At 64.5% G+C, this 15359-nt stretch carries 11 protein-coding genes and 1 pseudogene; 5 read left to right on the top strand and 7 right to left on the bottom strand.

All coding sequences use genetic code 11. The features are described 5' to 3' along the window. The 5 genes and pseudogenes from MT347_RS16220 to MT347_RS16200 all read right to left on the bottom strand — a co-directional run. Window positions 1–677 (bottom strand): annotated as a pseudogene (locus MT347_RS16220) (carboxypeptidase regulatory-like domain-containing protein); the annotation flags it as partial. Window positions 678–972: 295 nt separating this feature from the next. Further along, window positions 973–1740, bottom strand: a complete 768-nt coding sequence (locus MT347_RS16215; RefSeq protein ID WP_243502417.1) for a helix-turn-helix domain-containing protein — start codon at window positions 1738–1740, stop codon at window positions 973–975. A gap of 1006 nt (window positions 1741–2746) precedes the next feature. Further along, entirely contained in the window at window positions 2747–4600 is a 1854-nt protein-coding gene (locus MT347_RS16210; protein WP_243502415.1) for an RNA-directed DNA polymerase, read from the bottom strand. Then, window positions 4593–4883 (bottom strand): hypothetical protein, encoded by a 291-nt coding sequence (locus MT347_RS16205; protein ID WP_243502414.1) that lies wholly within the window; start codon window positions 4881–4883, stop codon window positions 4593–4595. The genes MT347_RS16210 and MT347_RS16205 overlap by 8 nt, the downstream gene beginning before the upstream one ends. Before the next feature lie 456 nt (window positions 4884–5339). After that, window positions 5340–7718: a hypothetical protein gene (locus MT347_RS16200; protein WP_243502412.1), complete on the bottom strand. Its 2379-nt coding sequence runs from the start codon at window positions 7716–7718 to the stop codon at window positions 5340–5342. A 283-nt stretch (window positions 7719–8001) separates the two neighbouring features. Here MT347_RS16200 and MT347_RS16195 point away from each other — a divergent pair, with 283 nt between their 5' ends. The 4 genes from MT347_RS16195 to MT347_RS16180 all read left to right on the top strand — a co-directional run bounded on the left by MT347_RS16195 (window position 8002) and on the right by MT347_RS16180 (window position 13117). After that, the gene (locus tag MT347_RS16195) at window positions 8002–8868 is read left to right on the top strand and encodes a hypothetical protein (protein ID WP_243502411.1); all 867 of its coding nucleotides are present in this window, start codon (window positions 8002–8004) and stop codon (window positions 8866–8868) included. 125 nt (window positions 8869–8993) lie between these two features. Further along, entirely contained in the window at window positions 8994–11042 is a 2049-nt protein-coding gene (locus tag MT347_RS16190) for a hypothetical protein (RefSeq protein ID WP_243502410.1), read from the top strand. A 153-nt stretch (window positions 11043–11195) separates the two neighbouring features. Then, complete coding sequence (locus MT347_RS16185) at window positions 11196–12044, top strand: hypothetical protein (RefSeq protein ID WP_243502408.1); 849 nt, start codon at window positions 11196–11198, stop codon at window positions 12042–12044. Window positions 12045–12910: 866 nt separating this feature from the next. Then, window positions 12911–13117, top strand: coding sequence for a hypothetical protein (locus MT347_RS16180; protein ID WP_243502407.1), 207 nt, complete (start codon window positions 12911–12913; stop codon window positions 13115–13117). Window positions 13118–13192: 75 nt separating this feature from the next. Here the strand turns inward: MT347_RS16180 and MT347_RS16175 are convergent, their stop codons facing one another. Continuing rightward, window positions 13193–13873 carry a DUF1345 domain-containing protein gene (locus tag MT347_RS16175; protein WP_243502406.1) on the bottom strand — a complete coding sequence of 227 codons (681 nt, stop codon included), beginning with the start codon at window positions 13871–13873 and terminating at the stop codon, window positions 13193–13195. Window positions 13874–14183: 310 nt separating this feature from the next. Beyond that, complete coding sequence (locus tag MT347_RS16170) at window positions 14184–14546, bottom strand: hypothetical protein (protein ID WP_243502405.1); 363 nt, start codon at window positions 14544–14546, stop codon at window positions 14184–14186. Between the two features lie 124 nt (window positions 14547–14670). Between MT347_RS16170 and MT347_RS16165 the strand changes: the two genes are divergently transcribed. After that, window positions 14671–15249, top strand: coding sequence for a YdeI family protein (locus tag MT347_RS16165; protein WP_243502403.1), 579 nt, complete (start codon window positions 14671–14673; stop codon window positions 15247–15249). The last annotated feature ends 110 nt before the right edge of the window (window positions 15250–15359 follow it).

Here is a 15359-nt window from a genome sequence, read left to right as displayed (position 1 = left end):
CATGCGCCCGTCCCCGCGGTGAGCGTGGAACCAACGGCAGCAGTACCGGAAATCGTCGGAGTCGGAGCCGTCGTGAACGGTTTCACAGCCGCAGGAATCGCCGTTCCGGCGCTGGTCTTGGCGGTGGTGGCGTAACCCGACTTCGTGGCGGTCACCGTCAAACTCAGCGTCGCGCCCGCATCCGCCGCGACCACGACATATGTCTTCGCGGTCGCACCAGCAATCGGGGAACCGTTCCGGCTCCACTGGAATGCGTAAGCGTCCGGGACGGGCGACCATGCGCCCGTCCCCGCGGTGAGCGTGGAACCAACGGCAGCAGTACCGGAAATCGTCGGAGTCGGAGCCGTCGTGAAGGCGCTACCCACAGCGAAGGACGCGCTTGTCTTGCCCGAAGTGGTGAAGTTGGCTTTCTTCGCCGTCACGGATACCGTCAGGGACTTACCCGCATCTCTCGACACCACCCCATAGGTTCTCGCGGTTGCTCCGCTGATCGCGGTTCCGCTGCGGTTCCACTGATAGGAAAGTGTGTCGGGCGCAGGCGCCCACGCCCCTGCCTCGGCAGTGAGGGTCTGTCCCACTGCCGCCGCACCAGTCACTATGGGAGTTGGGGCCGCAATGAAGTTCGATGCCGCGTACGCAGGGACGCCGATCCCGAGCGTCATTGCGACGACCGCCACAGTCGCTACGTTCCATTGCCAAAAGCGACGCCTCTTGTACGGCCTATGCACGACATTCCCCCCGGAACCGGTGCGGCGGGTCGCGCGAACGGCCACCCGCACATCTCAACACGTGACCCGCAGATGCACAGATGGGCCTCAAAACGAACGCTATCGACCCGGACGCGAACTACGCCACTCGAGCCGCCAACACACGACACAATGGGTTCGTTCCCACTCTGTTAGCGACCCTCGGCTGCGGTCACCGCTCCTGAACCAGGGCGTATGTACGGTGAGAGGTCGACTGATCGGCTTTTCACCACTCCCAGGCCAAGGCGTACGTCTGGTAAGGGATCGGCTGGTCGATCAGCAGGGTCACCGCCGAGTCCGGTCCTATCGGCAAGGCCACGCACGGAGATTCGGGGTCATGGGCGACGAACGACCATGCGCGTCGCGCGCCAATCGCGCCGTGGAAGGCTAGATGGATTGCAGCGCGACGCGTGGGTATTGTCACAGCGAGCCAGATCTCCGTATCAGGCTCGGCGTCATGTTCGACCCAAGAGCGCATTGCGAACTCGTGCACCTCGCCACGGCGCAAGCCCCGCCCAAAGTCGACGATATCGACACGCTGGTTGCTCGCAGGGTTTTCAACCACGTCGAGCACTCCACCCCACAGCATCTTCGTCTCTGTGCTGAATGTCTTGGCGTCGGACCGGGTCAGCCCGAGCGAATACTGGCTGACCCCTTCCCTGCGTGCGCGCACCCGTCGGACCTGAATAATTTCGCTCGGAGACCGGGAGGCCTCGAAAACGTAGGTGATCGTGAGGTCTTCGACCGCGATGCTGGCATTCTCAATATCTGGGCTCAGGTCTCCACCCGCGTGAATGGCGGAAGCAGCCCATTCGGGCAGTGCGCGAGAGAGCGCTTGGGCCTGCTGAGGGGAAACCGCCTGTCGGCCCGCCTCCATGTTTGCCACCGTCGAGCGGCTCACTCCGAGGATGAATGCTACGTCTGATTGCCTTAGACCCGCACGCGTGCGCAGGGCGCGCAATAGCCCCGAGTCGACCCGCCGCTGTTCCGTCATGGACGTATGGTCTCAGCTGAGTGTGTCCGCCAGGGAGCGCCCTCTCCCTGCGCACCGCCGGCGGAGGCGTTTTCGGGGTGAGGCCTGTGGTCTCGAGGTCCACGATGGCGAAGAACGGCGGGACCCGTCGAGGGGAGCGGTGCGGGGCGGCCGGGACATCCCTGCGCTCGGCCTTCTTCTTGCCCGCGAATAGCCAGTCCCACCAGCCCCCACGTTCCTGATGCCCTCCGCGGCACCCCGAAGTCATCCTGCCCGAGCGCGCACCACCGTCCCGGATCCGGCGCCGTTGTGCGCACGTCCGGGTCGCGTCGGGAACCGCATCGCTTTCACCCCGCAACAGTCACGGCCCGCACCGACCCCGCCGGCCAACCTCGCCCCACCGCCGACACCGATTCGACTGTTCGTCCAGCACTCCCTGCGTCCGACGGCATGCGCGTTGAAGCGACCGTCCTGCACCGGGCGCGCAGCGGAGGTGGCTACGACGCTGGGGGTCGACGAGGTGCCAGCTTCCGAATCCGCCGACCGTTGCTTATCCCACGGGTGGACCGCGACGCCCGACACGAGCACGCCAACCTTATGGACATGGGGCCGAGGAGCGCCCTCCGCCGCTTCAGCCCCTACGGATACAGTCCGCCGCGAGGGCGCGGCCGATGACGGTGAGCAGGTGACGAAGGCTGATGAGCATGACCCCTACCCTGCGGCACATCCCGCCGGGCACCCCAAGGGGGGTCCCGCCGCAAGGTGCAAGGGGTATCAGCTGGGTTTGATAGCGCGCCACGGCGGCATCACGTGAGCTCAACGCGCCCGGCGGCCGAGGAGCTTCGCGGACAAGGTTGCCAAGGGCCGCCAAGCCGAATGCCAAGGTTCAAGACCTAGTAGCCGGCCCAGTGAAGACACCCGGGTCCCGTGGGGCTTAAGCACCCGAGCCGGGTCGAACGCCTTGAGGCGGGTCGGCTGCTCCACCGTCCGGCAACGAGGTGGGCCCGCACAGCAGCGCTTCGGCTACCTAACCTTCAGCGATCCCTGGGCCGAGTGACGGACCAAGGGCGGGAGGGCCGTCGCCGACGTTGTCGCGATTCCAATTCAGCGACAAGACAACCTCCAACGCCAACGCGTCCCCAAAGTGGCTAAGCACTTCGCGCCGCACCTCACTCGTCGTTGCCTCGATTTCGTCGCGCGCGCGGAAGGCAGTCGCGGCGGTGAGGGGCCTTACGTCGCTGCCCATCACTCCTTCAAGTTCGCCGGTCAGCAATCGGGCAAGGTCGCGATTATCCATGGCCGGAGCCAAAATCCAGGACATCTCGACGTCACTATCGCGGCCACGACGCAGCCGCGCCTTCAAAAACCGGGCGACAACCGGCGCATCTACCAAACTCAGCCGATGCAGGTATTTTGACAACGGCCGCACTATCGACGGATGCCAGTCGATGATCGCATGAAGGTCGGCAAGGTCGTCCGGGGTAGGGTCCGCCGACATAAACACGAGACACCGACGGAGTTCCGCCACCGTCAGGCTGCCAGCTTGAACGTATCCACCCGCGGTCAACCGGCGGGCCTCGGCCGTGAAAATCCGCCGATAAGCCCGGATCCACGGCGGCAATAGATGGTCGGCGACGCCGGAAAGGGCTTCTCCCCATGAAACGGTTCCATGATAAAGAAGTTCCCACTGCACTTCTTCTTCGAGGTGGATAGCCTCGACAAATGCACTCACATCTTCCGCGTCATTCGCTTGGATATCTCTTGCGACTTCACGGCGGACTTTCTCCTTCAACGATTCTGGCGCCTCGTCATCATCCAGCGAAGAGAGATAGGACCCGCGTCGCACGATTCGAGTTTTCTCCGCAGCGAGAGTCAGCCCCCTATCGCGCAGCAACGACTCGAGGGCCCGCAACCGCGAGCGCGCTTCGTCGAAGGTGTCGGCTCCTATGAGAATGTCGTCGGCGTAGCGCGACAAAGGCCACCCCCGTCGACTCAATTCGCGGTCAACATCGATCAGGAATGCGCTTGCCAGCACGTCACTGCCGGGCGGCCCTTGTGGCAGACCCACCGAGGAACCCATAACGGCGTCGAGTAGCGCCTCAAGCGCGACAGGTAGACCCGCGGAGACGTTCAGTTGGTCTCCAAGGATGACGCTGAGGAAAGCGTGATCCACGGACTCGTAGAAGCTCACTATATCGGTCTTCAAGACGAATTCGCTTGACCAGGTGGAGGGGGCAGCGTTGAAGGCAGCGAAGGCCGACCCAACCTCTTCCCTCCCTCGCGGCCACAAAACATGCGCGGGCAACGCGTCCCCAACCGCACGTGCGACCACCTCGACCAAACCCTCGAACGCAAGGCGGTCGGCGGGAGCGAGTAAAGCGGCTGGACGCGTTGTCAAGCCCGCTTTAGGCGCCCGGAAGAAGTCCGCTACGGTCGGCTCATACTTGCCGGACGTCAGATACTCCCAATGTGAGTCGATAATGCGGTTGCGCGTAGTTTCGCTCACGGGCCTCAACTTGAAGGGCAAGAGGTCGTTGACCGACAACGCGTAATGCGACGCGTTCTCGAACTCTCCCCGCGAAACTGTCAGAGGAACCCACGCCGCCGCTTTGTCCGCTGCGTCCCAGGTGAGCCCAAACGCGTTTGAGCCCTCGATAAGATCCAGGGCAAGGAGTGCGTTCTCCTCGTACTGGTCGCTCGCGCCCAACACATCATTCTGCGCTCGCGACCTCTCGATGTGAACGACGAGATCGGTCTTCGACAACCCTCGACGCTGTAGCGCGCGCAGAATGACCGCCGCTTCTCGAGGGTCGAGCGGCGTTTCGGACGAGACCAGGTTGCGGAGCTTCGCTAAGGCAGTGGGAATCAGAAGCTCACTCATGAGCAATAGCCCAATGCGACACGGTTGCGTGAATGCGCGCAATGTAGACGCCGAGGGTCACTTTCTCGTCCGCTTCCACAATCTCGTGATTTGGCTTATCGCGGCGACTGCCCAAGCCCAACCCGGGAAGCATCGTCTGCTCGATCATCCAAACCGGGTGCTTGCCTGTTCCGCCAAGGGACTCCGGCCGGCGATGCCGTTGGAGGAGGCGCGGGTTGTCAGGAGCCGTGCTGAGTCCACCCGATCCCGGTCCGACGATTTCGTCATCCGCGGTCTGCTCCACGTCCAGACCGCGGCGGATATCCAGCCCTCTCGCGCCACCACCGACCATCGGCGACGACCCCGCTCTCTCCATCGCCCGAAATAGCCCCACCTGATGAACGTACCGGAGCACCGGTGAACGCGTACGCGAAACGCATATGAACGGTGCTCTCGGGCATCGTCATCAATGCCCGCACGGTGGGCGCCTAGCGCGGTCGCGGTTCGTTCGTAACGACGTCACCCACGAGTGCGCGCTGGTCATTCGAGAGTGCATCTCGAACGATACTGCGGAGAGCATATGCCGGCGGCCGTTGATAGCTACTTGCTCGCGCCCTCTCCCTCTGGGCCTCCGCTACGACCTCCCCTCAGTCCGCGACGAATACAGCTGGCGGGAGCTAGATCAACGCACGGCCGACAGCCCGCGAGCGATGCCACAAAAGGAGGGCGGGTGCGCGTACGGCCGCGCCCAACAGGGCCGTCACGCGCCAAGACTTGTCATGACCTCGACGTCCACTGCGAAAGGCGAGGCTGCCGCAGCCTCGCCGATGAGGTGTCTGACATCTGTTTCATTCCAGTGGTCCTGAGAAGTAGCCAACACGACTTTGTCAGCGCGTAGCACGGTCGCCACTTTCATCAACTTCTTGCTCTGCCGACCCCGTTCACCAGACTTGTAGGCGCCCGCCACCTTCGCTTCAGCGACCACCACCTCTCCGTCCACACTGGCGACAAGGTCGATCTCGGCAACGTTCTTCCCTGACACCCGGTCGTAGAACTCCAGTTCCGATGCGTCTGCGTACGAGTGTGATCCCTCGCGGAGCCGCGCGGCCGCCAACAACGGCACGTCACCATGGCGTAGGAGTAGCTCCCGGAATGTCGCGAAGAGGTCGTAGAACCACCTAGGTTCGGCCCCGCGCCGCCACCGCTCGGAGCTGAGAGTGTTCGGTGTTGCACACTGCGGGCATTCATAACGCTGCCCCAAGCGGTCCGCGTCGATGAAAGACGGTCGCTCACACTCCTGGCAACTCAGAACCAGCCCGCGACGCAGAAGCCTGGCCACCGCGAGCTCGTCGACCATCTGTATGGCCTCATCCTCCGTCAGCGCCAGCAAACCGTTCATAGCATCGAAAGAAAGGTACGGGTCAAGTCCGAGAACCACTACTTCGGGGTCCCGCAGTTTCGGCGCCTTGTCCCGCGGGATGAACGCGCGCAACAGAGGAAGCGCCGGACCCGACACGAGGTCCAGCAATGCTCGACGCGAGCCCAGCCTCCGTTGCACAAGCTCCGCTTGACGCCCGGGTCTTGAGAGACGAACGCCGAGACCTTGCGCTTCAGCCATGCCCTCAGCCCACGCCCGGATCGACAGCGCGCGCAGCCGCGGCCGGCCGATGCGACCGGGCAGGAGGGTTCCGCCACCGACGAACCCCATCGACGACGCGTCGTAGGACAGTCCGTCTCTGCTTGCTCGAAGGTTCACCTCGGGAAGGAGGTCGCCCTCAGTCGCGAGCAGCGCTGAAGCGGGCAGGTCCCGCGCGCGGGGGGCGGTGTCGTGGCCTAGAGACACGTCCACATACCAGTAGGGCAGCTTGCCCAAGTCCGAGTACAACAGGTCCGACGGTATCGGGCTCTCGAGCTTGGTGAGAGACTCCCGAGTGCCATCGTCGTGTTGCGTGACAGGCAATACTACGGACGCGCCTACGTGCTCAGCCACGACGAGCGCTTGAACGGCGTCGCCGAGTTCGGGCGCGCCCGCCACAAGCGTCTCGTGCTCTCGAATTCGCCCGTAGAGTCGCAGGCCACCGGGCAAGCCGTACTCCGAGAGGGAAGCCACGACGTTGTTGACCTCCGCATCGTCACGGGAGGCGGAGGTCACAAGAACTCGACGCCCGGAGTGCTCGGTCTCGGCAACGAGCGACCACACGGCCGGCCGAACAAGATCTTCGAACCCTCCGCCGTCTCGCATCGCGTCCGAGAGCCAAATGCCTCGCCCCACGAGTCGGTCGTAGGCAACCGCGAGGGCGAAGTCAGTTCCCGTGTCGCCAATGATCACCACTGCGCTGTCGCGCAGGTATCCCCTGCTAACTTGAATCAAACCCTGGCTGGCATCGAAGAGGGTGGCGACGCGGTCAAGGTCACTGAGTTGCTCACCAGTACTGCTCCAGAGCAGGGACCGTGGCACATCTCCCGTTGTGGAGATCAACCAGCTAAGAAGCTCATCCCCCGGGTCCGGTCGCTGATCGGGCGCACTTCCGGCGACACCGACGCGATATGCCGCGAACAGCGCCGCGTCTGACCCCCAGGCGGTTGATCCCGCCAACACCTTGGTACGCGCCTCGATGGGTGCAAGAGGGAGCCCGCGCCGGTAGCGATCCTCTCGATTCGGCCGACCGAGCTGTTTCACTAGCTCGTGCTGACGCACGCTGGCCTGTCGTCCCAGGCGAAAAGCCCGCAACGGTGAGCACCAGCTCACGACGCGCTCGCGCGCCCATTGCGCTTGGTTCTCGGTAATACCTCCAGAGATGGCGTTGACGAGCTCTATGCGGTGAGCCTCATCCCTGGCGCCTTGCACGGTCAGGGCACCGGGGTACAGCGCCTCGTAGTCAGAAGCAGGCATCTCGAGGGTCACGACGTGGTCGGGGTCGTACGCGCGCACGATCTCCGCGAACCGGTCTGCGGGCTCGGCCGTGTCACGAGAGTAGGTAACGAGAATGAAACCGCCTCCACCCCAGTACTCCGAAGCGACGGCAAGCGCGTGGCTGGCCCAGGTGCGCCAGTGCTCGTCGTCCGGTACGAGAATTGCTACGCGCGGTGGTCGCAACGCAAGTGTCGCGGGTAAGAAGGCGACGTCGCGGGAACTCATAACCGTATTGAACCTCACTGTATCCGCCGCCCAGCAAGGCGGACTACCGCACCCGCCAGTTTGTTCCAGAGACGGCCGAGAGCCGCGCGGCCGAGGAAAAGGCAGTTGAGGACGCGCTCATCCGACCGTATCGAGCACGCGAGGTCAGCCGTCACGACGTTGATAATGAATTGTGTCCTCGACCCCGCCCGACATTGACTTCGCACGCATACGACCTCACGGGCAGCCGGCCTCTCGAGCGAACGCGTTCGAGGAACTCGCTTCGCTGCTTATTCGAGTTGACGTGGTCAAGTGGCCGGTGGGCACCCGTTTCGCGAGGTTCGGAACTCCCGACGGCGGCCGAGAAGGCAGAGGAGTCGTCCCCGGCGGTGACGTCTGGGCCTGGCAAGCGAAATACGTGAGGTCCTATGACTCATCCACGGCCGCCCAGGTTAGAGAGTCCTTCCTGCGGACCTTAGAGACCGAGCCCAAACTCCGGCGCTACTTCGTGACGATGCCACTCGACCTCCCCGCCGGCGACACGCACAAGACGAAGTCTGCCTTCACCCGCTGGGAAGAAGAGGCTCGTAAGTTGGAGGAGGCTGCAGACGATCTGGACCGCGCTGTGAAAGTCGAGTTCATCTCTGCCCACGACCTCACGAACGCGCTCACCCTCGATCACAACGCCGGACGGGTCCGCTATTGGTTCGACGCGGGTGCGTTGTCGCAGACTCAACAACAGGAGCGAATCGACGACGTCGCCGCCAAGCTGGGCCGGCGGTACAGTCCTCAGCTGCACGTCGATGTCGACGTGGTGCAGGTAGTCGAGGGCGCGGGGCGCACTGCGGCCTACATCGCTCGGTGGCAACGGCTGTCAGCAGATCTGAGGTCAGCTCGCAGATGGTCATGGAGGGCACCCGAGGGCGATGAAGCTGCCTTTCATGAGGCACTTAAAATCTGTGAGTCGGCTCTCGACGCGGTGGATGCGGTGTTCGAAGGCATCGTTGCACAGCTGCGTACCCTCTATGCCGTCAATGTTGCAACTGAGCAGATAGACGCGGCCGTCGCTGCACTCGAAGGCGTGGAAAAATCCTTCGCCAGCGATCACGAACAGACGACGGTTTCTACGTCGGCGACGCTGGAACGCTATACGGGAACGTGCGCGAGGTAAACGCCGCACTATACGACGCCCAACGGCTATCGGCGTCCCCGGCGACCGCAGCCGCCATCCGGGGAGAGCTTCTCCTGACTGGACGCGCGGGCGTCGGAAAGTCGCACCTGTTGTGCGATGTCGCCATGCAACGGATCGCTGAGGGGCGTCCGACTGTCATGGTGTTGGGTCAGGACTTTGATGCGCGGAACTTGCTGACTCAGTTGCCGGAACTCGCGGAGACGCCCGAGAACGTCGACGGGTTGCTCGGGTTGCTCAACGCCGCAGCCGAAGCCTCGGGCCATCAAGCTCTCCTCATCATCGATGCCGTCAACGAGAGCGACCAGCCCGACCGGTGGTCGTCGGCCCTGCGAGCGATGAGGTCGAAGGCTTCGCGATACCCCGGTGTGGGCCTGATCGTTTCTTGCAGGACAGAGTTCGTCGAAGCGGTGGTCGGGGATCATGGCCTTCCCGCCTCGGAACACTACGGATTCGAGGAATCAACTGAGGCCGCCGTGCGGCGCTTCGCCGACGAATACGGCCTCGATGTCCCAACCTTCCCCCTGTTCAATCCCGAGTTCGGGAACCCCCTTTTCCTGCGGTTGACCTGCGAAGCGCTGACAACGCTGGGTGCGGGTCGTTTCACCCTCGGATCGGCTGGGCTCACAACGGTGTGCGAGGCGTTCATCGAAGCTGCCAACCTTCGCCTCTCGATGGGTAGCCGGTGCGACTTTGACACGCGCACGGACCTAGTCGGCGCGGCGGTCCGACAGCTAGCAGAGATCGAAGGCGGCAGAGTTCCGCGGTCCACCGCGGAGGACCTGTGTTCGGCGTTGCTGCCCAACCGGCTCTGGTCGACGAGCCTGCTGAAGGGGATGCTCGACGAGGGAGTCCTGGTGGAAGCGGGCAGAGACCACGTCAGCTTCGGATATCAGCGCCTCGGTGATGTCGCGCGCGCGAAGACTATCTCTAGTAAGACACCCGCAGAGGTCACGGAGTGGATGCGTTCCCTCGGCAACCGACTGTGGATCGAGCGAGGAGTCCTCGGCGCACTGTCAGTGCTGATGCCCGAAGTGCATAGCGTCGAGCTGGTGGATTGCACAGACCCCACGAAGCCTGCGCCTCACGAACTGGTGGACGCCTTCCTCGAAAGCATTTCACTGCGCCACCCAACAGCAACGGGCGACCGGGCCGAGGAACTTGTCCGAGCGCTACTGACCTCGGACCGCCACAGGGACGAGACATGGCGCCAGTTGATCAGAGTGGCCTGCGTGCCGGGTCACCCCCTGAACGCTAGGTGGCTCCATGCGCACCTCAGTTCACTCGAGCTTCCCCTTCGAGACAGGCTGTGGTCGCTCTCCCTTGTCGGTGCACTCGACCCCGACGAGCACTCACCCATTCGCACTCTCCTTGAGTGGGCGTGGCCCGTTGGGCAGGGGCAAGGGGCGCGCATCACTGGCGGAACCGCCGAACTGGCACTGCTCGCATTGGGATGGTGTACGAGCACTACTGACCGACGGGTCAGAGACGGAGCCAGCAAGGCTCTTGTCTCCATAGGAGAGCGGGAAGCTGATGCGTTCGCCTCCGCGGTGTCTCTCCTCGTGACCGTCAATGACCCGTACGTCGTGGAGCGTGTAGTTGCGGCGGCGTGCGGCATTGCCCTCCGCCGACAACCCCTTGCGCCACAACTCGCCGTCCCCCTCGCAGCGTGGGTGGCCAACGGCTGGCCCAACCACCTGCTGATCCGCGACTATCTCCGCCGGGTGCTCGAGATAGCCGCTGCAAGTGGATGGGATGGCCCCGCAGGACAGCCGCCCTACGGCGCGTCCTGGCCGATTCAGTCAACGCCGCGTGACGAGATAGAGCGGCTCACCGCGCGGCCTAAGTACGAATACGGCTCAATCTGGCATTCAGTGACGGGCATGGGCGACTTCGGCCGGTACAAGCTCGAACCTGCCCTGCGCAACTTCGTCACAAAAGATCAACGAGGCTTACAAGCGTCTGTTGAAGAGGCCATCTTCGACCGCGTGCGCACACTCGGCTGGACACCCGAAGCCTTCGACGAGATCGACCAACGGCTTTTGCGTGGCCGCTCTGGCGCACCGGTCGAACGAGTCGGGAAGAAGTACCAGTGGATCGCCCTGTACGAAGTGCTTGGAGTCGTCTCTGACAACCTTCCTCTCCGGGAGCGCTAGGGCTCCAATCCTCCGTACGCTTACACCCACGCCGAGCAGTTGATCTGGCGAGACATTGACGTAACGGTGCTGGTCCGAGAGCCAGAGGAACCTTTAAGCGCTGGCGACGCTTCATGGTATTCACCCAGCAGAGCCGCATTCCCGCGGGAGGTGGTGCACGACTATCCCGAAGATCTCGACGGCGTACCGGATCCGCTCGACCTGCTAGCTGTAACCGCCCCCGACACCACTCGATGGATCACTTTGCTTAGCGCTCCAGGCTGGAAACAAGAGCATCCGCCCGAGATCGCAGCCCTCCGCCCGCCTACCCGTGACTCATGGATGCAGCTGCATGCATACCTCATCCCTCTCGGTGCGGCGAGCAAGTGGGCCACATGGGCGCAGGAGAAGGACTGGCACGGGCGGTGGATGCCCGATTGGGCAGACATGGAAAACGTATTGCTGCGCGCACACCCGACAGCACCAGAGTGGAAAGCGGCTGAGGGTGACATCGACGACTGGGATGATCGATCCGGTGGCGAGCAGCCTACCGAGCTCTTCCAGGTCGGGGCGTGGTACGGCGGCACAGGAACAGACGGAGACGCATCCGCGGACGAGGAGACACGGGCCTTCCTGCCCTCTCGGAAGCTGATGGAAACGCTCAGACTCGAATCCCGTGGCGATTTTGAGTGGTGGGACGACGCGGGTGTCGCAGTGTTCGATCCGGCGCCTAAATCTGGTGCACCCAACGCGCTACTTCTGCGACGCGATCTTCTCCACCGCATCGAAGACGCGGGGTACGAACTGTTCTGGACCGCTCTCGTGGGGCACGAGCACTTCGTCCCCGAGCATGGCGCCCCTAGGGGCGACTACCGCTGGATCACTGCAAGCGCGTCCTACCGCGTAGCCGAGAATCAACTTGAACTAGTTCACTCGCTCGCGACGCTCTTCAAGGTCGGGCCGGAAAAGGTACGAACTCTCGCGTGGAACATCAAGACCCGAGAGAGCGACGTCCGCGGCTGACTTGCGAGGCTAGAACCGACCGCGACAACCACAAGCAGATGAGCCGACTACGGTCTGTTCATGACTGTCCCGCAGTTCTACCTAGTCGAAGCCATACCGATGAGGAAGCGAACACGCTGGCACGTGTTCGCAGCATCAGATCAGTTTCAAGCACCGAAATGGGCGCCCGAAGCGTCGGTCGACGACTCCGAGCACTGGGTCTCTGCGCAGCACGAAGGCGTGGAGCTTGGACGCTGCAAGTTCGTGCTCGACGTGCGACCCCAGCATCACCCAACGCTCGGTGCGATGCCACACGGCCAGCTAGACATTCTCGCCCTCGAGGTGGCGCGATGGGTAAGGAACTCTGGGGTCGGGCGAGAGATGCTTCGCGCGATACGAAACAGGTACCTCCTGCCGCGTCTGACGGCTTTGAATGACAGTGACGAGTCGCGCGGGTTCTGGGACAGAGTCGGCTGGATCAGGCACGAGCACCCGAGCCCGATGCTTCGCTCTGAGCGTGTCACCTATTCCGAACGATAATCAGAGGAGCGCTGCCCCTCACGCGTACGAGCGTTGTCCGCATAAACCCGCTGGCCAGGGGTTTATTTTCCCAGGTGTCTGAAGTAGCTTTGCACCCAAAGTCGTCACCGTCCGCGCAATTTAGCGGAATGACCAGTCTGGTGTTGCGCGCTCGAGTGGCAAACAGTCTGGTCTAGCGCTGGAAGTGACACAAAAGCCCTCACGGGTGGCCATCGGCCGCCCGGGAGGGCCTTCTTGTTGCCGTGCAGCGAACCCTTGGGTGGGCCCACGTCGCCGGAGGCTCTGCACACGCCCATGTCCGCCCTGCGGTGGATGCGAACACCCCGGCCGTCTGCTTACCGTGGGGCATGATGAAAACCGAGAATCCCTCGCAGGTCGCCGTCTGGCTCTTCATCGCCGCGACCTTCGCGTTCGCGTCCTCGTCGCTGTTCGGGCTCGAAGGGCTCTGGCGATGGAACCTCGGCGCGCTGGGGTTCCTGCTCGTCATCGTGGGGGGAGCGCGCCTCGGCGTCGAGATGCGCGGGCGCCGCCCGAACGCTCCTCCGAAGGAGTGAGCGCCGACCCTCAGCTTGCCCCGCTCGCGGGCGTCGGTCGCGATCCTCGATCTAAGGTCCGCCCGGCGGGGAGCGTCAGGTCCGGTCAGAGGCTGATGCGGCGCAGCAGAGGGACGGTGGCGAGAGTCGGGAGGCGAGCAGCCCTCCGAAGAGGAGTGACACCATCATCGCCACGATGACCGAGTTGAAGGCGAAGTCGAAGAGGACGTTGAGACGGACGAGGGTCCACGCCCGTCGGCTCGTCACGCGAGCGGACACCGTCGCGGCCATCGTCGACACCAGGACCGCGAACGTCAGGAAGTCCGCGAAGATCGGTCGCTCGCTCATCAGCGCCCAGGAGCACGACACGCACAGCAAGCCCAGAGCGACGAGGATGCCGTTGCCGCGGAACTCTGCAGTCTGGGCGAGGTAGATCGTCACTCCCACCGCGACGAACGCCCCCGTCATGGTCCACGTCGACGCCCCTCCGTGACCGAACAGGCGCCGCCAGAAGCTTCGGAGAAAGCGCGTCTCGCGTTGGGCGGCTGAGCGCATGCCCCGCGGACCTTGACGCGCGTAGGAGATGTGCGTCCATGCGAGGTACACCCCGACGAACACCGGCCAGGCCACCAGGAATCCGAGGAGGAGCGGGCTCTGCTCACCCGCGAACGCGCGACCGCTGTCCGGCAGCGCGACGAGCACGGCGACGCCGGCTGCGATCGCCACCGCCATGCTCACGTTCGCTCGCAGGAAGTCGCTGACGTACCGGCCGGCCATCCGCGTATCGTCTCATGCCCGACGAACGTCACCCGTCGCGCGGACACCCGTCGAGCGTCCGGGCGGCGACGCGAAACGGCGACGCCACCCGGACTGTCCGGGGCTCACACGTCGGGGTGATGAACCGGTCACGTCCGCCGTGGAGCCCTCACGCTACGTCGCCGTGCGCGGACGGCAGCCCGCTTGACGAGCTCCCCGGTCGTTGTGCATCCCTCGATGAGGCCTCACAACCGTTCGGGGCGGATGCCTCTTTTCGGGGCGGGAATCCGACGCCCCGACGGGCAGAACCTGCCCCGAACCGGATAGCAGGTCAGGCGCGGGTGAAGCCGTCGAGGTCGGGGTCCCAGAAGGCGTCGGGGTTGTCGGTGTCGGCAGCCTGCTCGACCGCGATGGCGGGAGCGTGCGGGAAGCGCTTGTGCTGACGGAGCTCCTCGGCCGCCCAGCCGAAGTCCGGCTCGTCGCCCGTCCAGTCGTGCGCGGGCGCACTCAGCACGTCGTTTCCGACACCGATGACCAGCTCGGCCTGCTCGGTGTCGCCGGCCCCGGTGACGATCGGGATGCTGACCGCCTCCGCCTGCCCGTCGGAGGCGATGGATGCCGTCAGCTGCACGAGCGCCTCCGCGACGTCGTCGGTCGTGGTCACGGTCTCGCCGGCGTACGTCACACATCGCATTCCCCTATCGTGGTCGCCGCCCTGCTCGAGAGAGGGACGCTTGCCTATCGGGCCGTCGTTCCTATATGGGCGGATGTCGGAGGGTCGCGCTACCGTCTCAGACACGACACGAGGAGGGCGATTCATGGCCGATATCCCCGAGCTCACCGTCGCCGACGTGGGGCGGTGGCGGGCGTGGCTCGACGACAATGAGAGCGTGAGCGACGGCGTGCGCCTCGTGCTCGCGAAGAAGGGCACCACCACCCCCACCACGCTCACGTACGCCGAAGCGCTCGACGAAGCGCTGTGCAGTGGATGGATCGACGGCCGTCGACAGTCGCGGGATGCCACGACCTTCTGGCAGCACTTCACCCCGCGCCGCTCCCGATCACTGTGGTCCACGCGCAACGTCGACATCGTCGCCCGCTTGGCTGACGAAGGACGCATGCGCCCGCGCGGCGCGGACGAGATCGCGAGAGCGCAGGCGGACGGACGGTGGGAGCGGGCCTACGCCGGTCCCGCGACGATCGAGGTCCCGCCCGACCTGCAGGCGGCCCTGGATGCCGCGCCCGCCGCCGCTCGCGCCTTCGCCGCCCTGAACAAGACCCAGCGGTACTCGGTGCTGCACCCCGTGGTGACGGCCGCGAACGCGACCGTGCGGGCCGCGCGCATCGCGCGTCAGATTGCGCGGCTGGAGGCGGTCGGCGAAGAGCCGCACGCGTGACGTCCCGGGCTCCTACCGACCACGGTTCCGAGCCGGGGGGCCGTCCACCGCTGAGACGGGGACGCGTGCCGGGCGTCGCTCGGGCCCTCCCGGTCGACCACGGAGCGAGA

It is taken from the genome of Microbacterium sp. VKM Ac-2923 (assembly GCF_022815605.1).
GTDB lineage: Bacteria > Actinomycetota > Actinomycetes > Actinomycetales > Microbacteriaceae > Microbacterium.
Note: the sequence above shows the minus strand (reverse complement) of the source record. Positions and strands in the feature narration are given on the sequence as shown.